The organism is Enterobacter cloacae complex sp. IR5412 (assembly GCF_049237385.1).
GTDB lineage: Bacteria > Pseudomonadota > Gammaproteobacteria > Enterobacterales > Enterobacteriaceae > Enterobacter > Enterobacter intestinihominis.
The window spans coordinates 202,724-224,541 of record NZ_JBMKHQ010000007.1 but is presented as its reverse complement, the minus strand read 5'-3'; the positions used below and the strand labels follow the sequence as shown (position 1 = coordinate 224,541).

Here is a 21,818-nt window from a genome sequence, read left to right as displayed (position 1 = left end):
TTCAACGCGGAATAGTTAGATCGACTTAACGCTCTTTTCCCAGGTCTCGACCAGATGATCTCGCAGGCTTCCGGTTCCGTGCATTGTCACCAGAAGATTCTGTCGTGCGCGGGTAATGCCGACGTAAAGGCGCTTGATATCGTCACTCAGATCTTCACTGTCCCTTTCCTTTGCCGCATCCATAATGGCGACCGAATTAAACTCAAGCCCCTTGCTGCTGGGCAGCGGCATGACGCAGAGGTAATCATTCTGCGGGGACCAGTGCTTTTTATCATCGCTGGAGACAATCATCTGGTATGGGATCTTGCGGGCTTCAAGCCTTGGCGCGAGCATGCCTGAAATGCTGTAGGTTGAGGGGCACAGTATGGCGATTTCTGACCACGCAACACCTTCCTGTCGCTGCTCTGTGACCCAATCGAGGACGCGCGTAATCTCCTCGTCCTGATTATCAAAGCTGGCCAGCGCGGGATACTTCCCGGACAGGCCACCTGCGGCAGGCTGCTGGTATTTGAGAGAAGCTTCTATGTGATTATTGAGATAATTAAATGCTACGCTGCTGGCAAAATGGAGTATTTGCCGGGTGTTGCGATAATTGGTATCCAAAATAGTTGTACGGCCCTGAGCCTTTATATCGACGCTGGACAGGGTAAAATCGAGAGCTTTCTTTTTCTGATAAATTGACTGAGCGTCATCGTACAGAAACAGCAGGGAGCTATCTTTATTGTCCGGCATTTTGGCGAGGATTCTTAGCCATTCCGGTTTAAAATCGTGTCCTTCATCTATCAAAACGGCGCTGTACTGCTCCGGTTTGATTGCTCCCTCTTCAAATGCCACCGTCAGCGCATTCTCCATCAGCTCAATAAAGTTTTTGCTCCTGGGGGGAAGACGCCGATGCGCGTTTAATTGCTGATAACACCAGGCGTGGAAATGGATAACTTCGACGGGAAGTCTGAGGCTATGCTGTTCGAGCTGCGCTTTGAGTTTTTTAGCCAGCGTAATGTTGTAGCAAATCACCAGTATCGGTTTGGTGTTTTCAATGTTGTTGGCAAGCTCAATACATCGGTGGTGCAAAATGAGCGTTTTGCCCGAACCAGCCACGCCATGAATTACCCTGTGTCCCGCCCCCATACTTCTGGCGAGTTGTTCCTGGTTCCTGTCCATCATGCATACCACATCAGGGGTGTGGAAAGTAAAATTATCCAGGTCAACCCGCGTAACGGATGGGTTAATGCGGACATCGGGATAAAGATGCCACCGGATGCGGTCGAGCTGCTGTGGTGTTGTGTTATGAACAAAGTGATGTTTGAGAAGGGATTCGAGCCGGCCAGAGATTTGTTCTCGAGTCATAAACTCGTGGAGTTCGTCTTTGCATATCACCTGGCTGGCGGGCAATATTTCATTCAACTCCTCAGGTGTAAAACTCTTTTCCAGCTGTGCCCGAGTGATGTTGCTCAAATAAACACCGTATCCATACGGCATAATAAAACCGCCCTCATGCTCTCCCTGTTTCTGGCGAAGCAGGGGATCTTTTTTCAGGCTATTGATGATATGAAAGGTATATTGTCGAACTTGTTCGAGTGGGTTCTTCAACGGCTCTATGCCGTTTTTGGTTTCATAATTAATATGGGTTTTATTAGCCGATTTTATTTTTGTGATATACCAGTCTTTCACTTCTATAAACAGCAGCCCTTTATTGGGGGCCAGAATCACAAAATCAGGATGATCGTCTTTGTCTCCCATTCGGGTATCATACCAGCAGGTACATTGTTCGCTGAGCCCACCCTCCAGAAGCCTTGCCAGTCTTTTTTCTCCTGCCGTAATTTTCTCGCTACAGCTGCTAACCGTGGGAATAATGATTGCCATATTACGCCTACCAATTCATGAAAATTATATGAATCCAATTAATTAATATTGTAACCAATATTAATCAAAGCATGATTTCATTCATGATAAGAACATTAACAGACAATATTGCAAACAGAAAGGGCGAAACCCGCATTTTGCCCTAATGAAATACGCCCCCTTTACTGTTTAAAGGGGAGCGACGATTTACTTTTTCAGTCCCGCAAACGCTGCCCGAATTTCCTCTTCCGGCAGCTGTATTCCAATAAACACCATCACGCTGTGCGGCGGTTCATCGCCCCACGGACGATCCCAGTCGGCGCTGTACAGGCGCTGCACGCCCTGGAACAGCAGGCGGTTCGGCTCGCCGTCGATCCACAGCATTCCTTTATAGCGCAGCAGCTTGTCGGCAAACGACAGCAGCAGGTTCTCCATCACGCGCGAGACCTCGCTGATGTCCACCGGGTAGTCCAGCTCCACCACAATCGACGCTACGTCGTTTTGCTTGTCTGCCATAAAGTGGAAGCGCGGTTTCGCGGTGACGTTCTCCTCCAGCATAAAGCCGTTGGTGTTGAACAGCTGAGACAGGTCGATATCGCCGTGCGTCACGGTATAAATGGGTGCGCGCGAGTTGATGCGCGTCAGGCGCTCACGCAGTTTTTCGCTTTCACCCGCCACGTCGGTTTTGGTCAGCAGAATGCGGTCGGCGTAGCCAATCTGAGACTGGGCGATGGTGAACTGGTTCATCTGCTCGTCGGCGTGTACCGCATCCACCAGCGCGACGACGCCGTCCAGCAGGTAGCGCTGGCACAGAATGTCGTGGGAGAAAAAGGTCTGAATAATCGGGCCGGGGTCGGCCATGCCGGTGCACTCGATCACCAGACGGTCGAAGACGATGTCACCGCGATCGCGGCTGTCGAGCAGGTCCAGCAGGGCGTCTTCTAATTCACTGGAGCGGGTGCAGCAGATGCAGCCGTTGGTCAGGGTTTTGATCTGCGTGGCGCGGTCGCCAATCAGCTGATCGTCAACGGAGACTTCGCCAAATTCGTTTTCAATGACGGCGATTTTGAAGCCGTGCTGTTCATTCAGGATGTGGCGCAGCAGGGTGGTTTTACCGGCGCCGAGAAAACCGGTCAGCAGGGTAACGGCAATCGGGGTCATGGTTTCTCCTTTAGCAGCAGCGGACGCCGCCTTCTCCACTTCCGCCGTAGCGCGCTTCCTGACGCTCGCGGAAGAATTCAGTGTAGGTCATGTACGGCTTATCCGGATGGTTGGTCTTCATATGCTCAACGTAGTTGTCATAGTCCGGAATGCCAATCAGCATTTTCGCCGCCTGACCGAGGTATTTTTTTGCTTCGCCTAAGTTACCAAACATAACGTGTCCTGATAAGAAAAAGCCCGGTGGCGCTACGCTTACCGGGCCTACAGTAACGTTGTAGGGCGGGGCAGCGCAGCGCCACCCGCCATTTTATTAATGGTGTGAAGACGTCTTCACGCCGCCTTCCGGCACCGGCACGTACGGGGTTTCTTTGTCCGTACGGCCATCGGCATTACGCACTTTCATCCAGGTTTTAATGCCGTAGAAGATAATGCTGTACACCACCACCAGGAACAGAATGCTCAGACCCGCGTTGGTGTAGTTGTTCACCACGATATGGTTCATGTTGGCAATCTGCTGCGCGGTCAGATCCGCGCCGCCTGCGGCAATCTTCTCTTTGTACTGGTTAGCCATGAAGAAGAAGCCTTCCAGCTGCGGGTTGGTGCTGAACAGTTTCAGACCCAGCGCCCAGGTAGTGCAGAGCAGCAGCCACAGCGCAGGCACCACGGTTACCCAGATGTATTTGGTGCGTTTCATCTTCACCAGGACAACGGTGCCCAGCACCAGGGCCACAGCCGCCAGCATCTGGTTAGAGATGCCGAACAGCGGCCACAGGCTCTTCACGCCGCCCAGCGGGTCTACAACGCCCTGATACAGCAGGTAACCCCACAGACCTACGCAGCCCGCAGTACCCAGAACACCGGCCACCAGAGAGTCGGTTTTCTTCAGGAATGGCACGAAGTTACCCAGCAGATCCTGCAACATGAAGCGGCCTGCACGCGTACCGGCATCCAGCGCGGTGAGGATGAACAGCGCTTCAAACAGAATACCGAAGTGGTACCAGAAGCCCATGTCCGCCCACGGCAGCACTTTGTGGAACACGTGTGCGATACCCACCGCCAGCGTCGGTGCGCCACCTGCGCGGTTCAGCACGGATGGTTCGCCGATGTCTTTCGCGGTTTGCATAATCTGCTCAGGCGATATCACGAAGCCCCAGGAGCTGACGGTCGCCGCCGCGTGTGCGCTGGCGTCTTTCAGCTGCGCCATAATCAGCGCGGTATTTTCGCCGCCCATCTCATGCAGGTTTGGCATGGTGATGCCGAGACCCGCTGGTGGGGTGTTCATCGCGAAGTACAGCCCAGGCTCGATAATCGACGCCGCAACCAGCGCCATGATCGCCACGAAGGATTCCATCAGCATTGCGCCGTAACCGATGAAGCGCGCGTCGGTTTCGTTGGCCATCAGCTTCGGCGTGGTGCCGGAGGCGATCAGTGCGTGGAAGCCAGACACGGCACCGCAGGCAATGGTGATAAACAGGAACGGGAACAGGGCGCCTTTCCACAGCGGACCGGTACCGTCAATGTACTGCGTCACCGCCGGCATTTTCAGCTCCGGGTTGATGATCACAATCCCGATTGCCAGCCCGACGATCACGCCGATTTTCAGGAAGGTCGCCAGGTAGTCACGCGGAGCCAGAATCAGCCACACCGGCAGCAGCGCTGAGATGAACGCGTAACCGATCAGCGCGAAGGTGATGGTGGTGTCTTTAAAGGTCAGCGCCGGGCCCCAGTACGGGTCGTGCGCAATCACGCCGCCGAAGTAGATGGAGGCGACCAGCAGCACGATACCGATGACCGACACCTCGCCAACGCGGCCAGGGCGCAGGAAGCGCATGTAGATGCCCATGAACAGCGCAATCGGCACGGTAGAGCAGACGGTGAAGACGCCCCACGGACTTTCGGCCAGCGCTTTCACCACGATCAGGGCCAGCACTGCCAGGATGATGATCATGATCAGGAAGCAGCCGAACAGGGCGATGGTGCCCGGCACGCGGCCCATCTCCTCTTTGATCATCTCGCCCAGCGACGAACCGTTACGGCGCGAGGAGATAAACAGCACCATAAAGTCCTGCACCGCTCCCGCCAGCACCACGCCCGCCAGCAGCCAGAGCGTACCCGGCAGGTAGCCCATCTGCGCGGCCAGTACCGGGCCGACCAGCGGGCCAGCGCCTGCGATGGCGGCAAAGTGGTGACCAAACAGCACGTAACGGTTGGTTGGCACATAGTTCAGGCCGTCATTGTTAATGACTGCCGGGGTGGCGCGCGTCGGGTCGAGCTTCATGACCTTCTGCGCGATGTACAAGCTGTAGTAGCGATAAGCCACAAGATAGACGGAAACCGACGCGACCACGATCCACAGGGCGCTGACGTGCTCGCCCCGGCGTAATGCGACAACCGCCAGACAGAAAGCGCCGATGATCCCGAGGATGGCCCAGGGCACGTGCTTAAATAGTTTTTTAGTATCCATAGTAAGACCTGGTTTTTTATGTAAAGAAAAAAGGGTCAGGGTTCGTTGTGAGGAGGTATTGATTAATGCTGGAGCGATCGTGCCAGATCCTCGCGCGTGTAAAGCACGGTAAATGGGTGAGTGGTTGAAAGCGATGCGTGAGCGGTCAAAAGCGAGGGTGAGTGGTTAAGGCTCACCCCCGGCGGGAGAAAATATGTGATTGAGATCACTGAGAATAATCTAGCCCTGCGGGGTTTCGTCGTTCGCATCAGGGCATTGCGTGCAGCGGCAGGGCTGATATGCGGGCAGCAGCTGATAGCGTCCTTTGCCGTCGTGTTCGATAATTGGGGAAAGGGCCTGTAGATCGCGGTACACCGTACGTTCGGTAATGCCAAATTTTTGCATCAGATCGCGGCGATTAACGCTTCCGTTGCGGTGCAGAGCAATAATGATGTCAACCAGACGCTCAGCCGAGCGGCTTCGGGGTGAAGGGGCCATAAGACTTTCCAGCGTTAAGGGGGCGGCTGACGACGTCGTCAGCCGCCCCGAAAAATTTATCTTATGGATAGTTAACGGCGCACCTTTGCGGAAACCTTAGCGTTTTTTTGAGCAACGGGATCAAACTGCGGCTTCCATCTCCATCATCACCGGGTGGAAACGGCGTTTGAAGTAGATCAGGCCGTGCCCCTCGCTGCTGAGGATGATGTTCTTAATCTCCACCAGGTAGACCAGATGGGTACCGATGGTTTGCACCTGGGTTATCTCGCCTTCCAGGCTTGCCAGGGCGCCTTTCAGCACCGGCTGCGCCAGCGGTCCTTTCTGCCAGCAGGAGAGAGCAAAGCGCTCCTCCATGGCCATGCCGGTCATCCCGGCAAAGTGGCGGGCCATGATCTCCTGCTCGTGGTTCAGCACGTTGACGCAAAGTTTGCCGTTGCCCTGGAAGACCGGGTTCATGGCGCTGTTGGCGTTGATGCAGACCATGACCGAAGGCGGGGTGTCCGTGACCGAACAGACGGCGGTGGCGGTAATGCCGCAGCGGCCCGCATCGCCCTCGGTGGTGACCACATTCACCGCCGCCGACAGGCTGGCCATCGCGTCGCGAAAACGCAGGCGTTCTTCAGATTGCATTGAAACCTCCCGCTGCGTTATTTCAGCAGCTTATCCAGCATGTTGATATCAGTGTTGTTGTGCAGGTGCGGTACAGTCCAGCCGTGCTGGTCGTACTCGGACATGCAGCGGTCAACCATCGCCATCATCTTGTCCATGTTGCCGGAGCTTTGCGCCTGACGCAGGCATTGCAGGCGGATCTCATCCTGGCTACCGGAGTAGTTGATTTCGTACAGCTCGTGACGTCCGCCAAACTCGCTACCGATGGCATCCCACATCAGTTTCAGAATCTTGATGCGTTCGACGTGATCCATCCCGTTGGAGCCGCGTACGTACTTCGCCAGATACTGGTCGATCTGCGGGTTGTTCAGGTCCCGCGCGCTGGACGGCAGGTAGATCAGCCCGGAGGTCACGTTGCGTTCGATGATGTTCTTGATTTTCGCGTAGGCCATCGGCGCCATCACGCGGTAGGTCTGTAACGCCGCGTGGTCAGGCAGGTACGCGCCGTTTATCCACGGCGTGGCTTCGGAGCACATGGAGTCGCTCAGCGCCCAAAACATGTTGCGCCACGCCACCACTTCGCCGAGATCCGCCTGCACGCCGCGGAACTCGAGGGTGCCGGTACACTCCAGTGACTTCTTCAGCAGAGCGGTGATGAAGTCGAGCTTCACTGCCAGACGCACGCAGGCCTGAAGCGGGTACATGCGGGCGAAGCCACCTTCCATCGTCCAGCGACGGCAGCGGTCGAAATCGCGGTAGATCAGCACGTTTTCCCACGGGATCAGCACATGATCCATCACCAGAATGGCGTCGTTCTCGTCAAAGCGGCTGGAGAGCGGGTAGTCGTATGGAGAGCCTGTCGCCCCTGCCACCATCTCGTATGAGGCGCGAGAGATCAGTTTCACCCCTTCGGCATCCATCGGCGCGACGAACATTAGCGCGAAGTCCGGGTTTTCGCCCATCACCTGCGCAGAGCCAAAACCAATCATGTTGTAGTGGGTCAGCGCCGAGTTGGTGGCCACCACTTTCGCGCCGCTGACGATGATCCCGGCGTCGGTCTCTTTCTCCAGCTTGATGTAAACGTCTTTCACCTCGTCCGCCGGTTTATGGCGGTCGATAGGCGGGTTGACGATGGCGTGGTTAAAGTACAGGCCGGTTTCCTGAATACGGGTGTACCAGTTGCGGGCGTTCTGCTCGAACTGACCGTAGAAGGCAGGGTTAGCCCCCAGCGCGCAGCCGAACGCGGCTTTGTAGTCTGGCGTGCGGCCCATCCAGCCGTAGCTCAGGCGCGACCACTCGGCGATGGCGTCGCGCTGCTGGCGCAGATCGTCGGCGCTTTTCGCCACGCGGAAGAATTTATGGGTGTAGCCGCCGCTGCCGGTGTCGGTGCCCCAGCAGAGTGTATCCTGCATGTCTGGCTTGTGCAGGGCATCGTACATCTGGGCGATGGACGCCGCCGCATTGCGAAATGCCGGGTGGGTAGTAACGTCCTTAACGCGCTCGCCGTAGATATAAATCTCACGGCCATCTTGCAGGCTTTTTAAATACTCTTCACCGGTTAACGGACGTTTGGCATCAGCGCGGAAATCTTCAGGCTTCATAGGGACCTCGTATCGGAAGATGGTTGTTAAATTTATGTTTTGTTTTTGTTGTTTAATTGAAGCGTGAGAGGGGCGGAACGTGAAGGGACGATTGGGACAACGGCAGGTACTTTTCGGGTGGGATGTTGTTTTGTGATCTGTGCGGCTTTTCGACGGGTGGCGCTGCGCTTACCCGCCCTACGAACCGTGATGCGTTCAGGAAACCGGTACTTTCTGCGCCCGGTATGCGCTGGGTGAGCACCCCGTCAGTCGGTTAAAAAAACGGGCGAAATAGGCCGGATCTTTAAACCCCAGTTGCCAGGCAATTTCGCTCACTGTGCTGTCGGAAAACAGCAGCAAGCGCCTGGCTTCCCGCAGCTGGCGGTCGAAGATCAGCCGTTTCGGCGAGCGGTTGGCAAAGCGGCGGCAGATATCGGTCAGGCGGGATTCGGTAAGATGCAGTTCGCTGGCGTATTCCGGCACCGTCCAGTGCTCGTGGTAATGCGCATCTGTCAGCTGGTTAAAGCGCTGAAACAGCTTCAGCTCGCCGCGCATGCCGCCTGAAGCGTGGTCGTCGAGCTTCGCGTTGCGCAGCAGCAGGGTAAATACGGCCTGCGCCAGCAGGACCAGCGTATGCTCATGGCCCGGCAGCTGTTCCGTGGATTCCCGGGCAATGAGCTGCCAGTAATGCTTCAGCGCCGCCAGCTCGTCAGGCCTGTCGGCAAGCGACAGGCAGATCCCCGGCAGGCCGAACGCTTCCCGCGTGCCGGGGTAGAGCACTTCTAACAGCGGCCAGATGAGATCCTCGCGTACCGTCAGCACATGGCCGTCGCTGTCGGATTCGGTGATAAACGCGTGCGGCACCGACGGCGGCGTCAGCACAAACAGCGGCGCCTGCACCGAGTAGCGATGATCGTCGAGCTGGAGCTCAATCTGCCCGGTGTCGAGAAAATGCATCTGAAAATACTGGTCGTGGCGGTGCGCCTGCATGTCGCGGCCAAAAAAAGCCGCCATGCGGGCGAACGACTGGTAGTGCACATCGTCGGTGCCCAGACTTTCGTCGTACTCCTTGCTGATATCAATGTTGGCGATAGGGCTCTGGCACATGATCGTTCCTCTTTTGAACCCGCTGCGTCATCGGAATGCGCGTCAGCACCAGCGCGCCCACTACCAGCAGACCCGCCACGAACCACAGCCCCGAGCTGAAGCTGCCGGTCGCGTCGCGCAGAATACCAATCAGCAATGGGCTGACGGCAGACCCGACGTTGCCGATGGCGTTGATCACCGCCAGCGCCACCGCGCGGGATTGCAGGCTAATCACCTGGTCCGGCGTGGTCCAGAATATCGCCATGGCGGTAAACGATCCGGTTGAGGCCATGATGATGCCAAGCAGCTGGATCAGGCTGTGATCGGTCGCCGAGGCCAGCATCCATCCCGCCGCCGCAAACAGATACGGCAGGATGGTGTGCTTTTTTCGCTCTTTCAGCCTGTCGGAGCGGCGGCTCCACCAGATCATCCCGAGGATGGTGCAAAACTGCGGGATCGCCGCCAGCAGGCCAATCACGATATTGCTGCTGCCGGTGTTGAAGCTTTGCAGGATCTGCGGCGTCCAGATGTTGATCGCGCTCAGCGTATTCGTCAGGCAGAAGTAGGCCAGCGTGTAGAGCAGTACGGCGGGCGTCAGCACCTCGCGCAGCGTCGATCGCGGCGTGGCGACGTGCGCAATGGCCAGTTCCTGCTCGCGGGCGATCATCGTTTTGAGTGCCTGCTTTTCATCATCATCCAGCCAGGTGGCCTGATCCGGGGTGTCGTTAAGGTAGAACCAGGTCACCACGCCGAGCACCACCGACGGCAGCCCCTCCAGCAGGAACAGCCACTGCCAGCCCTTCAGGTTCCACAGCCCGTCCATCGCCAGAATGTACCCGGAGAGGATCGAGCCGAGCATCATGGTCACCGGCATGGCGATCATAAACAACGCGTTGGCGCGGGCGCGGTGATAGGCCGGGAACCACCAGGTGAGATAGACCAGGATCCCCGGCAGGAAACCGGCTTCGGCAATGCCCACCAGCATGCGAAGGACGTAGAGCGTTTCCGGGCTGGTGGCGAACATGGTGCAGGTAGAGGCGATGCCCCACACCACCATGATCCCGGCGATCCAGCGCCGCGCGCCGATTTTCGCCAGCATGATGTTGCTGGGGATCCCGCACAGCACGTAGGTGACGTAAAACAGGGTCGCGGCCAGGCCAAACATGGTCGACGTGAGGCCCAGATCTTTGCCCATCGTTAGCCCGGCAAAGCCGATGTTGATGCGATCGAGAAACGAAAAGACAAACAGGATAAAGAGAAACACGATCAAACGACGGAACAGCTTGTTGATAACGCGATGTTCTATAGCTTTCTTATCTTGCAGGGTAGAGGTCGTCATGCTGCGCTCCAGATCTTACGTTTAGTAGACGGATTTATTGTTATTAACTGACGTAACCGGTTGTTCGATAAAACGTGCCGCCAGCGCTTCCGCGCCGCGGGCGAGCAGGGTGGTGTCGACGCCGACGGCGACAAACAGCGCGCCGAGTGCAAGGTAACGTTTCGCCAGCTGCTCGTTGGCCATCAGGATGCCGGGCGCTTTACCGGCGGTGCGTATCTGCGCGATCGCCTGCTCAATGGCGGCCTGCACCTCCGGGTGCTGCGGATTACCGGCAAAGCCCATGTCGGCACTCAGATCCGCCGGGCCGATAAACACGCCGTCGACGCCGTCCACGTCCAGGATCTGCGGCAGGTTTTTTAACGCTCTTAGGGTTTCGATTTGCACCAGCACGCACATGGCGTCGTTAGCCTGATGCAGATAGCCCGGGATACGGTTCCAGCGCGACGCCCGCGCCAGCGCGCTGCCGACGCCGCGAATGCCCGCGGGCGGATAGCGGGTGGCGCTGACCGCCAGCCGCGCTTCGTCGGCGTTTTGCACCATCGGCACCAGCAGGGTTTGCACCCCCACGTCCAGCAGCTGCTTGATCTGCACCGGATCGTTCCACGACGGGCGCACCACCGGCTGGCTGGGATAAGGGGCGATGGCCTGTAGCTGAGTCAGAACGGTCTGTACGCTGTTCGGCGCGTGCTCCCCGTCGATCAGCAGCCAGTCAAAACCGGCCCCGGCCAATAGCTCAGCGCTGTAGCTGCTGGTTAGCCCCAGCCATAACCCGATTTGCGGTCGGCCCGCTTTCAGCGCCGCTTTGAATGCGTTTTGCATGGTCATCTCCTTACACAAAGCGGCAGCTGATGGAGCCCATGTTGCCGTAGTCGACGTGGAAGGTGTCGCCTCTGCTGGCGGCAACCGGGCGGGTAAACGAGCCGCCGAGAATGATCTGGCCTGGCTCAAGCTGCACGTCGTATGGCGCGAGTTTGTTCGCCAGCCACGCCACGCCGTTCGCCGGATGATTAAGGACGCCTGCGGCCACGCCGGTCTCTTCGATCACGCCGTTGCGGTAGAGCAGGGCGGAGATCCAGCGCAGATCCAGCTCGTCGGGTTTAATCGGGCGGCCGCCGAGGATCACGCCCGCGTTGGCGGCGTTATCGGAGATAGTGTCGAATACCTTGCGCGGGCGCTGGGTTTCCGGGTCAACGTTGTAGCAGCGGGCGTCGATCAGCTCCAGGGCAGGGATGACGTAATCCGTGGCGTTGTAAACGTCGAAGATCGTGCAGTTCGGGCCGCGCAGCGGTTTTGCCAGCACAAAGGCCAGCTCCACTTCGATGCGCGGGACGATAAAGCGATCCACGGGAATGTCGCTGCCGTCGTGGAAGAACATATCGTCCAGCAGCGCGCCGTAGTCTGGCTCGCTGATCTGCGAGCTGGCCTGCATCGCTTTGGAGGTGAGGCCGATCTTGTGGCCTTTCAGCACGCGGCCTTCGGCAATTTTCAGGCTCACCCATTCGCGCTGGACGGCGTAGGCGTCTTCAATGGTGATCTCCGGATACTCAAGCGAGATCGCGCGGATCTGCTCCCGGGATTGTTCCGCCTGATGCAGGCGGTGGGCGATCAGGGTATGGGTGTGTTTGTCGAGCATGGCGATATCCTGTTGTTGCCGGGTGGCGCGTAGCGATCCCGGCCTACGTTCGAGCCGTTGTAGGCCCGGTAAGCGAAGCGCCACCGGGCGAGCAGACGGCTACTTAAACAACGCGTGCACGTTGTTCTGCTTGTAATTGAGCGTCGGGTGCAGCTCGTCGAGCTCGAAAGAGAGCGCCAGATAACGGGCGGTCCCCAGCTCTGCAAAATGCGTTTTGATCAGCGCAAACAGCATTTCACCGACCTCTTCCCGGCTCTCCAGACTGCGCCCGGCGCCGATTTTGAGCGTCATATGCACAAAGGCGTAATCGTGCTTGCCGTCGGCCATCTGCCAGGTGTCCAGCCAGTGGGCACGGCTGCGGATACCGCCGAGCGGGAAAATACCCGTGGCGGCGAGCGCCTCGTTCACTTTGGCGAACAGCCCCGGCAGGTCGGCCTGCGCGCGGATGTTGTCGGTACATTCAGCAATAAAATGCGGCATGGTGGCTCCTTACGCGGGCAGCGGGAAAACGGCGTTGACCTGGCCGGTGCCGGAGCTGGCGAACAGCTCGGTGAGAAACTCCACCTTACCGTCGTAGTTGTCCCAGCCGAGCATCCCCAGCAGCATCACCGTGTCGTGCATGTTGCCTTCGCCGTAGCAGTAGTCGGCGTACTCCGGCAGCATGCTGCAAAACTCTTTGAACTGCCCCTCGCGCCACAGCTTCACTACCCGCTCATCCATCTGGCGGTCAAACTCGCGGGTATAGCTGTTCATCCCTTCCTCCGCGCGCTGGTCGTCGATAAAGCGGTGCGACAGCGAGCCGCTGGCGAGCACCGCCACGGTGCCGTCGTATTTTTCGATGGCGCTGACGATGGCCTCGCCCAGCCTGCGGCTGTCGGCGAAGTCGTGTACCGTGCAGAACGCCGAGATGGAGATCACTTTGAAGTGCTTATCCGCGTTCATGTAGCGCATCGGCACCAGCGTGCCGTACTCCAGCTTGAGGCTCGGGATGTTGTGCGCCTTGGCGCGCACGCCAAGCTTCACCGCTTCGTCGGCGATCAGCTGGCCGAGTTTCGGGTTGCCGTCGTAGTCGTAGGTCATGTCGCGAATAAAATGCGGCAGCTCGTTGCTGGTGTAGACGCCTGAAAAATGGTCCGCACAGTTGATGTGATACGCGCTGTTCACCAGCCAGTGGGTGTCGAAGACGATAATGGTATCGACGCCCAGCTCGCGGCAGCGCTTGCTGATCTCTTTATGCCCGTCGATGGCTGACTGGCGGCAGCCGTGGTTTTTGCCCGGCAGTTCAGAGAGATACATTGACGGCACGTGGGTGATTTTTGCCGCTAAGGCTAATTTTCCCATGATCAGATCCCCCATTTTGGAATCGGATGGTCGCCCATGGAGATACAGACGTTTTTCATCTCCGCGAAGACCTCAAAGCTGTACTCGCCGCCCTCACGCCCGGTGCCGGAGGCCTTCACGCCGCCAAACGGCTGGCGCAGGTCGCGCACGTTCTGGGTGTTGACGAACACCATGCCCGCTTCGATGTTGCGCGCCAGACGCAGCACTTTGCTGACGTCCTGCGTCCAGATGTACGACGCCAGGCCATACTCCACGTCGTTTGCCAGGCGCAGGCCTTCCGCTTCGTCCTTAAACGGCAGCAGGCAGGCCACCGGCCCGAAGATCTCTTCCTGCGCCACGCGCATGCGGTTATCGACATCCGCCAGCACGGTCGGGCGCAGGAAATTGCCGCCTTTCAGGTGCGCAGGCAGATCGGTCGGTTTGTCCGGGCCGCCCGCCAGCAGGGTTGCCCCCTCTTCAATGCCGAGGCGGATGTAGCCGGAGACCTTCTCCCAGTGCTGCTTGCTGATCAGCGCGCCAATCTGGGTGTTCGGATCGGTCGGGTCGCCCACGCGCAGGCGGCTGGCGCGCTCGGCAAAGCGTTTGACGAACTCCGGGTAGATGCTCTGCTGGATGAAGATGCGCGAGCCGGCGGTGCAGCGTTCGCCGTTGATGGAGAAGATGGTGAACAGGGCGGCGTCCAGCGCGCGCTCAATGTCCGCGTCTTCAAAAATCAGCACCGGAGATTTGCCGCCCAGCTCCATGGAATACTTCTTCAGCCCGGCGTTTTTCATGATGTTACGCCCGGTGGCGGTGCCGCCGGTGAAGGAGACGGCGCGCACGTCATGATGACGCACCAGCGCGTCGCCCGCCGTGGCGCCATAGCCCTGCACTACGTTCAGCACGCCCGCCGGAATGCCCGCCTCCAGCGCCAGCTCGCCCAGACGGTCGGCGGTCAGCGGGGAGAGCTCGGACATCTTCAGCACCGCGGTGTTACCCAGCGCCAGGCACGGCGCGACCTTCCAGGTGGCGGTCATAAACGGCACGTTCCACGGCGACACCAGCGCACAAACGCCTACCGGCTGCACGAGGGTGTAGTTGAGCATCTTGTCATCGACCGGGTAGGTTTTGCCGTTCATCTGCTGGCACACCTCGGCGAAGAACTCAAAGTTGTGCGAGGCGCGTGGAATGAGCACGTTTTTGGTCTGGTGGATCGGCAGGCCGGTGTCGGCGGTCTCCATCGCGGCAATGTCCGGCACGTTCTGGTCAATCAGATCCCCCAGGCGACGCATCAGGCGCGCACGCTCCTTCATCGGCAGGTTGGCCCATTTCGGGAACGCCTCTTTGGCGGCGGCAACGGCCTGATGGATTTCGGCTTCGCCGCCAGAGGCCACTTCTGCCAGCACCTCGCCGGAGGCCGGGTTAGTGGTTTGGAAGTACTCACTTCCGGCGACGTTTTTCCCGTTGATCCAGTGGTTAATCTTTTTCATTTTGCAGTCTCCTCACTGACAATTCGGTTTACCAGGCGGCCTACGCCTTCCACTTCCACTACCACCTCATCGCCCGGCACCACGTCGGACAGCCCCTTCGGCGTGCCGGTGGCAATCATGTCGCCCGGTTGCAGGGTCATGAAATCGCTCAGATACGCAATCAGGAATGGGATGCTGAAAATGAGATCGGCGGTGGTGCCTTCCTGACGCAGTTCACCGTTGACGTAGGTGCGAAGACGAAGGTTGTGCGGGTCAGGGATGGCTTCTTTTGGCACTACGTTCGGGCTGATGGGGGTCAGCCCGTCGCGGCTTTTCACCCGCAGGTTCGGGCGATAGTAGTTTTCGAGATAATCGCGGATGGCGTAGTCGTTGCACACCGTGTAGCCCGCAACATAGTCCATCGCCTCGGCTTCGCTGACCTTACGCGCGGTTTTACCGATGACCACCACCAGCTCGGCTTCGTAATGCATGTATTCAATGTTGTTTGGGCGCACCGAGGTCTGGTTGTCGCCGTTAAAGGTGTTCGGCGCTTTGATAAACACCAGCGGCTCGGTGGGCGGTTTGAAGTCCAGCTCGCTGGCGTGATCGGCGTAGTTCAGGCCGAGGGCGAACAGCGTGGCGTGCGGCGGCGTGCGCGAAGCGATGGTAACGTCGCGTTCCTCCACCACCGGGTTTTCCAGCGGCGGAAATCCCTCTGCCAGAATGCGTACCCGATCGCCCGGGCGAATTTCGACGCGGCTTTGCGTGGTACCGAGCAATATCGCATCGCCGGGGTTCAGGGTGGCAAATTCGCTCAGAGCGCTCAGCAGTTTGGCGGCGTTGCGGTGCAGATCGGCCGTGTTCCAGTGGTCCGCTTCGCGACCGTTGATCTCGGTGATGATGGTCAGGTTGTCCACGTTATCAACGGCGACAGGTTCGCCGAGCGGGCAAAATCCATCCCGGCATTTGGCTTTAATAGCCGGGCGGTAGAAGCTCTCTTCCGGCAGGCTGATTTCGTTGGCCAGCGCGTAGCCGGCGATGTACGCCGCCGCCTCTTCAACGCGTACTTTGCTGGCGGTTTTGCCCACCACCAGCGCCACCGTTGCGCCGCTTAACACGGTTTCTCCCTGCGGGAAGGGAATCGGCTCGCCTGCGCGAATAACGGTGTTATGTGGCTTGATAAACCACACCGCCGTTTTTGGCGGCGCGTTATAGGGGGCTTTTTCAAACGCCTCAGCCCAGGCCGCACGCTGGCTTTGGTGGTTTAGCGCTACGGCAAAAACAGTACCTTTCATTCCCATACTCCTCAAACCGGCTGTCCGGTTTTGATTTCATTAATATGTTAATGATCTGGTTTTATGCTTTTGCTGTTCGTTTCGCAATCAGAAGTGAATAATTTGTGATATAAATAACAATAAATTTACACCTATGGGTTAATTATCATTAAAATCAATGCATTAAAAAAATGACGTTGTTTCTGTTAGACTTTTTGGGTTACAACGTGTTGTCTATAAAAGCATCTGTTTTAAATTGTTTACTTGTTAATGATGTAAGGGGAAGGTGATGCATGATTCATTAACCATCGCGCTGTTGCAGGCGCGTGAAGCGGCGATGGGCTATTTCCGCCCGATAGTGAAACGGCATAATCTGACCGAGCAGCAGTGGCGTATCGTCCGCGTACTGGCCGAGCATCCCTCCATGGATTTTCACGATCTGGCGTTCCGCACCTGCATTTTGCGCCCAAGCCTGACCGGCATTCTGACGCGGATGGAGCGCGACGGTCTGGTGCTGCGCTTAAAGCCGGTGAATGACCAGCGCAAGCTGTACGTATCGCTGACGAAAGAAGGCAACGCGCTGTACCAGCGTGCTCAGGCTCAGGTGGAAGAGGCGTACCAGCAGATTGAGGCGGAATATACCCCGGAGAAGATGAAGCAGCTCACGGCGCTGCTGGAAGAGTTTATTGAACTCGGAAACCGACATATTGCCGCGCGGGACGAAGAGTAAAAACCCTAAAATCCAGGATGATTTTCGTAAAGTTTTCCCTTTCCAGGCCGAAAATTCTGTATCTGTCTGAGGAAAGAGAAAACATGTTAAATCGTATCAAGATTGTCACCAGCTTACTGCTGGTTTTAGCGATATTTGGCCTTTTACAACTCACATCCGGTGGTCTTTTCTTCAATGCCCTGAAGCATGACAAAGAGAATTTCACCATCCTGCAAACCATTCGCCAGCAACAATCCACCCTGAACGGTAGCTGGGTGGCGCTGCTGCAAACCCGTAACACCCTGAACCGCGCGGGTATCCGCTATATGATGGATCAGAACAATATCGGCAGCGGCTCAACCGTCGCCGAGCTGATGCAGATAGCCTCTGCGTCTCTGAAACAGGCGGAAAAAAACTGGGCGGATTACGAAGCACTTCCGCGTGACCCGCGTCAGAGCGACGCTGCGGCACTGGAAATCAAACGTAATTACGATATCTACCACGGCGCGCTGGCCGAGCTGATCCAGCTGCTGGGGGCGGGCAAGATCAACGAGTTCTTCGACCAGCCGACCCAGAGCTATCAGGATGGCTTTGAGAAGCAGTACGTCAGCTATCTGCAACAAAACGACGCGCTCTATCAGACCGCGGTTGAAGACAGCAACAGCTCTTACCGCCAGGCTATCTGGGTGCTGATTAGCGTGCTGGCTGCGGTGCTGGTGGTGATTGTTGCCGTCTGGCTGGGTATTCGTCAGGCACTGATTTCGCCGCTGAACCGTCTGATTGACAGCATTCGTCATATCGCCAGCGGCGACCTGGTGAAGCGCATCGACGTGGAAGGCTCCAACGAGATGGGTGAACTGGCTGACTCCCTGCGCCATATGCAGGGCGAGCTGGTGCGCACCGTGGGTGACGTGCGTAACGGCGCAAACGCCATTTACAGCGGTGCGAGCGAAATCTCGATGGGCAATAACGATCTCTCATCCCGTACCGAGCAGCAGGCTGCCTCTCTGGAAGAGACCGCCGCCAGTATGGAACAGCTGACCGCCACCGTGAAGCAGAACGCCGAGAATGCCCGTCAGGCGAGCAACCTGGCCCTGAGCGCATCCGAAACCGCGCAGAAAGGCGGGAAAGTGGTGGATAACGTGGTGCAGACCATGCGCGACATCGCCGGCAGTTCGCAGAAAATCGCCGATATTATCAGCGTGATCGACGGGATTGCTTTCCAGACCAATATTCTGGCGCTGAACGCGGCGGTAGAAGCGGCACGTGCGGGCGAGCAGGGCCGCGGCTTTGCGGTGGTTGCAGGTGAAGTACGAAACCTGGCGCAGCGCAGCGCCCAGGCGGCTCGCGAGATCAAGAGCCTGATTGAAGACTCCGTGGGGCGCGTGGAGTTGGGTTCAACGCTGGTAGAAAGCGCCGGTGAAACCATGGGTGAGATCGTGAATGCGGTAACGCGCGTGACGGACATCATGGGCGAAATCGCGTCTGCGTCTGATGAGCAGAGCCGCGGTATCGACCAGGTGGGGCTGGCGGTGGCTGAGATGGATCGCGTGACCCAGCAGAACGCCTCGCTGGTGGAAGAGTCTGCGGCGGCCGCGGCGGCACTGGAAGAGCAGGCGAGCCGTCTGACGCAGGCCGTTGCGGTGTTCCGTATTCAGCAGGAACAGATGAAGGCGCGCGAGTTCGCCTCCGCGATAAGCGTTGCCGCACCGGTAGTGGCGCGTAAACCGGCGACCGCAGATGCGGGCGATAACTGGGAAACGTTCTGACGTTGTGCGTTTTGCCGGGTGGCGGCTGCGCCTTACCCGGCCTACGGGATGTGCGTTTCGCCGGGTGGCGGCTACGCCTTACCCGGCCTACGGATTGTGGGTTTTGCCGGGTGGCGGCTACGCCTTACCCGGCCTACGGATTGTGCAATTTGCCGGGTGGCTTCGCTTTACCCGGCCTGCGGAATTGGGTTTTGTAGGCCCGGTAAGCGCAGCGCCACCGGGCGATTTTACAGAGACAGGCGCATGGCGCAGCGGGAACCATACGCTAAACCGTGCGCCGTCTCTTCTTCACGTTTCTGGCGCATTTCCGGCGTCAGCGTCGTCATCATTTCAAACCCTAATCGCCTGTAGTAGGGCGTGTTCCACGGGACATCACGAAACGTCGTTAACGTCAGCGAGGTTAGCCCCAGCGTGCGGGCATGCTCTGCGACACGGTTAATCAACCGGCGTCCGAGACCTCGTCCCTGCCAGTCCAGATGAACCGAAAGTTCCACAATAAACAGCGAAGATGGCTGGGCTTCGGCGAGAATAAAGCCCACGGGCCTGTCATCAGCCAGCGCCAGCCAGCTTAATCCGCGTCCGGCGTAACCGAGGTGATCTTCAACGGAAATAACCTCGCTGTCTGCCAGCCAGGCCAGCTCAGGAACGTCGCGAAATCGCTGCCCCGCCGCGCGTTCAATGGCGGGCAGGGCAGCGACGTCGTCGATGCACGTCGGGCGAAGGGTGAACGCCGTCATCAGCCAGCGCTGCTCACAATTTTAATCTCCACCATGCCGATTCCCAGCTTGCGCGGAGCGTGACCGAGAATATTCCCTTCGTTAGTGGACTGCGGCTCGGGCGGCACAATGACCAGCGTATTGCTGCGCGTGGGGTTATCGAAATGCAGCGTGCTGGTGGTGACATCATTGCTCAGCGTCAGCATCTGTTCTTTATCGCCGACGCGCACCGGCACAGGACGGTTTGCGTTGGGACCAAATGCCCTGGCGGTGATCACCAGATCGAATTTCTCCGGCAGCGGATGGGTATACTCAATTTTCACCTCATCACCTAACTGCGCGTTAGACCAGCGCCCCCAGGATTCGGGACGTGAAATACCGCTGAACTGCTTCACCTCTTCAGGCGCGCCGGCAACGTTAAAGATAAAGCTGTCAGCTTTATAACGAATGTCGTTGTCGACGATTTTCAGCAGGTCTACGTTGCGCTGATAGCGTGCGGTATCAATGACCGTATCTTTAAACGCGGTTTTCCCCTGCCACTGCGGTTTATCAACGTGTTGCACGGTCTGCTCGCCACCGAGTTGCCCCTGTGAGACGCACCAGTCGGTGGACAGTGACAGCTCTTGTGACCAGAGCTGGCCCATTTTGTAGCATTTATCGACCCAGACGAAATTATCGCGCGGGGCGAATTCCGCCAGCTGGAAGCGCAGTGGCGCGGAGTATTCGCTTTCCGGCAGCGGCTCGACGCGGTTATCCGACACGCGCAGCAGCAGAGGCAGGCGGAAATGGCTGCCGGAGAACGCGATCATTTTTTTATCCTGATCGATGGTGAAGTCGTTTATCTCTTTCGGGAAGTTCCACAGGCGAATGATATCCGGCTTCCAGGCGAGGATTTTTTCCTTCATGTTGAGGAAGATTTCCGACAGGGACTGGCCCGACAACGTACTGCGGCCCAGGCCAATGAAGTTATCGCCACCCAGAATATCCAGCACGGTAGCGCCGTTATCCATCGAGTTACGTTTAGCGGCAATGATCTCCTGCTGCGGTTTATCGCCGCGCAGCACAAAGAACAGGTTGCTGCGATCCAGCTTATTCAGCTCATCCCAGGCGCTGTTTTTCATCGCCAGATGGTCAGATGAAACGACGATGACCGTATTTTTGAAATACGGCGACGCTTTGATTTTCTCGATTAACGCCGCGATATGTTCCTGGCTACAGGTCACAGCGCTGAACGACTTGTTGTTTTTACCGTCAATGTCGTAGCCCTGACGTTTACAGGTGCGTGAGACGAAACCATCCGGATGATGCGTGTCGACGGTCAACGCAAACAGCGAGAAGCGTTTACCGGCGCGGGAAAGCTCCTCGAATTTCTTCCAGGTTTCATCCAGAACGGTATCGTCGTAAAAGCCCCAGTCGTTGCGGTAGGCCGGATCGGCGACCGTGGTTTTCAGCTCTTCGGAACCATATAAGTGATCGAAACCGTGGGATTTCAGGAACACATCTTTCCCGGCAAAGCGCAGGTTAGCGCCCTGCATAAAGTAGTTTTCATAGCCCGAGTTTTTCAGGATATCGCCGAGACAAATGTTCTGCGGGAAGAAACTCGACATCGAGGCGGAGGCGTTGCCTTCAAACGGGGCGAACAGGGGAATGCCGCACTGGGAAGCCACCATCCCGGCGATGGTGTAATCCGTGCCAGGCAGTTGCATGGTGTGGCTGAAGTCGAGGCCCTGGTTTTTCAGCGCGCCGAGCTCTGGCGTCAGGTTCGGGAAAGCATCGTTATCAAACCAGGTGCGTTCCAGACTTTCGCCGTATATATAGACCAGGTTGAGTCTGGGATTGTCGATCTTCTTCGAGGGTTCTTTGTAATAGGCCGCAAAGTCCGGATCGCCATCGCGCGACTGGGATTTTACCAGCTCGGTAATTTGATGGAATGCCGGGCTGGCATCCACGGAGGCCAGCGCCAGGCACAGCGCCAGCAGGCTGTAGCCATGATGATGCGGACGGTGACGGCGACGGCGCAGAACCCAGGCCAGCGCGGCGAAGATGCCCACCAGGGCGACCACCAGCCCCAGACCCGGAAGGATGTACTTACCCACACCAGCGCCGGTGAGGCTGTTGGTCAACGTGTAGAGCACCGCGTCGTTAATACCGTCGCCGGTAAAGTAATCGCTGGCATATAACGTAATGTTTAAAACAATAAAAATGCCGAGCACCACCAGGGTGGCCACAAACCACCAGGTGTGACGACCGGCTTTCCAGGCATAAACGCCGATGGAAGCCAGGAAAAGGACAAGGGACATTAACTCTGACAACAGCAGATCCTCATCATGCCGGACGCTTAGCCGGCTAATTGCTTATTTTTTGGGTAAT

19 protein-coding genes are annotated in these 21,818 nt (G+C 57.6%); 2 read left to right on the top strand and 17 right to left on the bottom strand.

What is annotated here, in order from left to right:
- Positions 1 to 15: 15 nt before the first annotated feature.
- The 15 genes from ACOTX2_RS15080 to hpaG all read right to left on the bottom strand — a co-directional run bounded on the left by ACOTX2_RS15080 (position 16) and on the right by hpaG (position 16,275).
- Positions 16 to 1,863, bottom strand: coding sequence for a 3'-5' exonuclease (locus ACOTX2_RS15080; RefSeq protein ID WP_421625935.1), 1,848 nt, complete (start codon positions 1,861 to 1,863; stop codon positions 16 to 18).
- A 186-nt stretch (positions 1,864 to 2,049) separates the two neighbouring features.
- On the bottom strand, positions 2,050 to 3,003 hold the full coding sequence (yjiA, locus tag ACOTX2_RS15075; RefSeq protein ID WP_038415244.1) for a GTPase: 954 nt from the start codon (positions 3,001 to 3,003) through the stop codon (positions 2,050 to 2,052).
- A gap of 10 nt (positions 3,004 to 3,013) precedes the next feature.
- Positions 3,014 to 3,217, bottom strand: a complete 204-nt coding sequence (locus tag ACOTX2_RS15070; RefSeq protein ID WP_003856610.1) for a YbdD/YjiX family protein — start codon at positions 3,215 to 3,217, stop codon at positions 3,014 to 3,016.
- Positions 3,218 to 3,313: 96 nt separating this feature from the next.
- Positions 3,314 to 5,467 (bottom strand): pyruvate/proton symporter BtsT, encoded by a 2,154-nt coding sequence (btsT, locus tag ACOTX2_RS15065; protein WP_063148268.1) that lies wholly within the window; start codon positions 5,465 to 5,467, stop codon positions 3,314 to 3,316.
- Between the two features lie 219 nt (positions 5,468 to 5,686).
- Positions 5,687 to 5,944: an HTH domain-containing protein gene (locus ACOTX2_RS15060; protein WP_022646951.1), complete on the bottom strand. Its 258-nt coding sequence runs from the start codon at positions 5,942 to 5,944 to the stop codon at positions 5,687 to 5,689.
- A 120-nt stretch (positions 5,945 to 6,064) separates the two neighbouring features.
- On the bottom strand, positions 6,065 to 6,574 hold the full coding sequence (locus ACOTX2_RS15055; protein WP_003856606.1) for a 4-hydroxyphenylacetate 3-monooxygenase reductase subunit: 510 nt from the start codon (positions 6,572 to 6,574) through the stop codon (positions 6,065 to 6,067).
- Between the two features lie 17 nt (positions 6,575 to 6,591).
- Positions 6,592 to 8,154, bottom strand: coding sequence for a 4-hydroxyphenylacetate 3-monooxygenase, oxygenase component (hpaB, locus tag ACOTX2_RS15050; protein WP_045621221.1), 1,563 nt, complete (start codon positions 8,152 to 8,154; stop codon positions 6,592 to 6,594).
- A gap of 195 nt (positions 8,155 to 8,349) precedes the next feature.
- Positions 8,350 to 9,240, bottom strand: a complete 891-nt coding sequence (hpaA, locus tag ACOTX2_RS15045) for a 4-hydroxyphenylacetate catabolism regulatory protein HpaA (RefSeq protein WP_063148267.1) — start codon at positions 9,238 to 9,240, stop codon at positions 8,350 to 8,352.
- Positions 9,212 to 10,558 carry a 4-hydroxyphenylacetate permease gene (gene hpaX, locus ACOTX2_RS15040; protein ID WP_032625355.1) on the bottom strand — a complete coding sequence of 449 codons (1,347 nt, stop codon included), beginning with the start codon at positions 10,556 to 10,558 and terminating at the stop codon, positions 9,212 to 9,214. Before hpaX ends, hpaA begins: the two co-directional genes overlap by 29 nt.
- A gap of 21 nt (positions 10,559 to 10,579) precedes the next feature.
- Complete coding sequence (gene hpaI / locus ACOTX2_RS15035; RefSeq protein ID WP_063148266.1) at positions 10,580 to 11,377, bottom strand: 4-hydroxy-2-oxoheptanedioate aldolase; 798 nt, start codon at positions 11,375 to 11,377, stop codon at positions 10,580 to 10,582.
- 10 nt (positions 11,378 to 11,387) lie between these two features.
- Positions 11,388 to 12,191 (bottom strand): 2-oxo-hept-4-ene-1,7-dioate hydratase, encoded by an 804-nt coding sequence (gene hpaH / locus ACOTX2_RS15030; RefSeq protein ID WP_063148265.1) that lies wholly within the window; start codon positions 12,189 to 12,191, stop codon positions 11,388 to 11,390.
- 99 nt (positions 12,192 to 12,290) lie between these two features.
- Positions 12,291 to 12,671 carry a 5-carboxymethyl-2-hydroxymuconate Delta-isomerase gene (locus ACOTX2_RS15025; protein WP_063148264.1) on the bottom strand — a complete coding sequence of 127 codons (381 nt, stop codon included), beginning with the start codon at positions 12,669 to 12,671 and terminating at the stop codon, positions 12,291 to 12,293.
- Positions 12,672 to 12,680: 9 nt separating this feature from the next.
- Positions 12,681 to 13,532, bottom strand: coding sequence for a 3,4-dihydroxyphenylacetate 2,3-dioxygenase (hpaD, locus tag ACOTX2_RS15020; protein ID WP_063148263.1), 852 nt, complete (start codon positions 13,530 to 13,532; stop codon positions 12,681 to 12,683).
- A gap of 2 nt (positions 13,533 to 13,534) precedes the next feature.
- Entirely contained in the window at positions 13,535 to 15,001 is a 1,467-nt protein-coding gene (hpaE, locus tag ACOTX2_RS15015) for a 5-carboxymethyl-2-hydroxymuconate semialdehyde dehydrogenase (protein WP_022646959.1), read from the bottom strand.
- The gene (gene hpaG / locus ACOTX2_RS15010) at positions 14,998 to 16,275 is read right to left on the bottom strand and encodes a 4-hydroxyphenylacetate degradation bifunctional isomerase/decarboxylase (protein ID WP_063148262.1); all 1,278 of its coding nucleotides are present in this window, start codon (positions 16,273 to 16,275) and stop codon (positions 14,998 to 15,000) included. Before hpaG ends, hpaE begins: the two co-directional genes overlap by 4 nt.
- Positions 16,276 to 16,543: 268 nt before the next feature.
- On the opposite strand from hpaG, the gene hpaR reads away from it, so the two are divergent.
- Positions 16,544 to 16,984, top strand: a complete 441-nt coding sequence (gene hpaR / locus ACOTX2_RS15005) for a homoprotocatechuate degradation operon regulator HpaR (protein ID WP_006810239.1) — start codon at positions 16,544 to 16,546, stop codon at positions 16,982 to 16,984.
- Positions 16,985 to 17,067: 83 nt separating this feature from the next.
- Positions 17,068 to 18,732, top strand: coding sequence for a methyl-accepting chemotaxis protein (gene tsr, locus ACOTX2_RS15000; protein WP_063148261.1), 1,665 nt, complete (start codon positions 17,068 to 17,070; stop codon positions 18,730 to 18,732).
- A 227-nt stretch (positions 18,733 to 18,959) separates the two neighbouring features.
- Here tsr and ACOTX2_RS14995 read toward each other — a convergent pair whose 3' ends face one another.
- Positions 18,960 to 19,469 carry a GNAT family N-acetyltransferase gene (locus ACOTX2_RS14995; RefSeq protein WP_063148260.1) on the bottom strand — a complete coding sequence of 170 codons (510 nt, stop codon included), beginning with the start codon at positions 19,467 to 19,469 and terminating at the stop codon, positions 18,960 to 18,962.
- The gene (gene opgB, locus ACOTX2_RS14990; protein ID WP_063148259.1) at positions 19,469 to 21,760 is read right to left on the bottom strand and encodes a phosphatidylglycerol--membrane-oligosaccharide glycerophosphotransferase; all 2,292 of its coding nucleotides are present in this window, start codon (positions 21,758 to 21,760) and stop codon (positions 19,469 to 19,471) included. Before opgB ends, ACOTX2_RS14995 begins: the two co-directional genes overlap by 1 nt.
- Positions 21,761 to 21,818 lie beyond the last annotated feature (58 nt).

What these genes read in the sequence shown, in the direction of transcription:
- ACOTX2_RS15080 (WP_421625935.1), bottom strand. Translation starts at nt 1,863, where the DNA reads ATGGCAATCATTATTCCCACGGTTAGCAGCTGTAGCGAGAAAATTACG.
- yjiA (WP_038415244.1), bottom strand. Translation starts at nt 3,003, where the DNA reads ATGACCCCGATTGCCGTTACCCTGCTGACCGGTTTTCTCGGCGCCGGT.
- ACOTX2_RS15070 (WP_003856610.1), bottom strand. Translation starts at nt 3,217, where the DNA reads ATGTTTGGTAACTTAGGCGAAGCAAAAAAATACCTCGGTCAGGCGGCG.
- btsT (WP_063148268.1), bottom strand. Translation starts at nt 5,467, where the DNA reads ATGGATACTAAAAAACTATTTAAGCACGTGCCCTGGGCCATCCTCGGG.
- ACOTX2_RS15060 (WP_022646951.1), bottom strand. Translation starts at nt 5,944, where the DNA reads ATGGCCCCTTCACCCCGAAGCCGCTCGGCTGAGCGTCTGGTTGACATC.
- ACOTX2_RS15055 (WP_003856606.1), bottom strand. Translation starts at nt 6,574, where the DNA reads ATGCAATCTGAAGAACGCCTGCGTTTTCGCGACGCGATGGCCAGCCTG.
- hpaB (WP_045621221.1), bottom strand. Translation starts at nt 8,154, where the DNA reads ATGAAGCCTGAAGATTTCCGCGCTGATGCCAAACGTCCGTTAACCGGT.
- hpaA (WP_063148267.1), bottom strand. Translation starts at nt 9,240, where the DNA reads ATGTGCCAGAGCCCTATCGCCAACATTGATATCAGCAAGGAGTACGAC.
- hpaX (WP_032625355.1), bottom strand. Translation starts at nt 10,558, where the DNA reads ATGACGACCTCTACCCTGCAAGATAAGAAAGCTATAGAACATCGCGTT.
- hpaI (WP_063148266.1), bottom strand. Translation starts at nt 11,377, where the DNA reads ATGCAAAACGCATTCAAAGCGGCGCTGAAAGCGGGCCGACCGCAAATC.
- hpaH (WP_063148265.1), bottom strand. Translation starts at nt 12,191, where the DNA reads ATGCTCGACAAACACACCCATACCCTGATCGCCCACCGCCTGCATCAG.
- ACOTX2_RS15025 (WP_063148264.1), bottom strand. Translation starts at nt 12,671, where the DNA reads ATGCCGCATTTTATTGCTGAATGTACCGACAACATCCGCGCGCAGGCC.
- hpaD (WP_063148263.1), bottom strand. Translation starts at nt 13,532, where the DNA reads ATGGGAAAATTAGCCTTAGCGGCAAAAATCACCCACGTGCCGTCAATG.
- hpaE (WP_022646959.1), bottom strand. Translation starts at nt 15,001, where the DNA reads ATGAAAAAGATTAACCACTGGATCAACGGGAAAAACGTCGCCGGAAGT.
- hpaG (WP_063148262.1), bottom strand. Translation starts at nt 16,275, where the DNA reads ATGAAAGGTACTGTTTTTGCCGTAGCGCTAAACCACCAAAGCCAGCGT.
- hpaR (WP_006810239.1), top strand. Translation starts at nt 16,544, where the DNA reads ATGCATGATTCATTAACCATCGCGCTGTTGCAGGCGCGTGAAGCGGCG.
- tsr (WP_063148261.1), top strand. Translation starts at nt 17,068, where the DNA reads ATGTTAAATCGTATCAAGATTGTCACCAGCTTACTGCTGGTTTTAGCG.
- ACOTX2_RS14995 (WP_063148260.1), bottom strand. Translation starts at nt 19,469, where the DNA reads ATGACGGCGTTCACCCTTCGCCCGACGTGCATCGACGACGTCGCTGCC.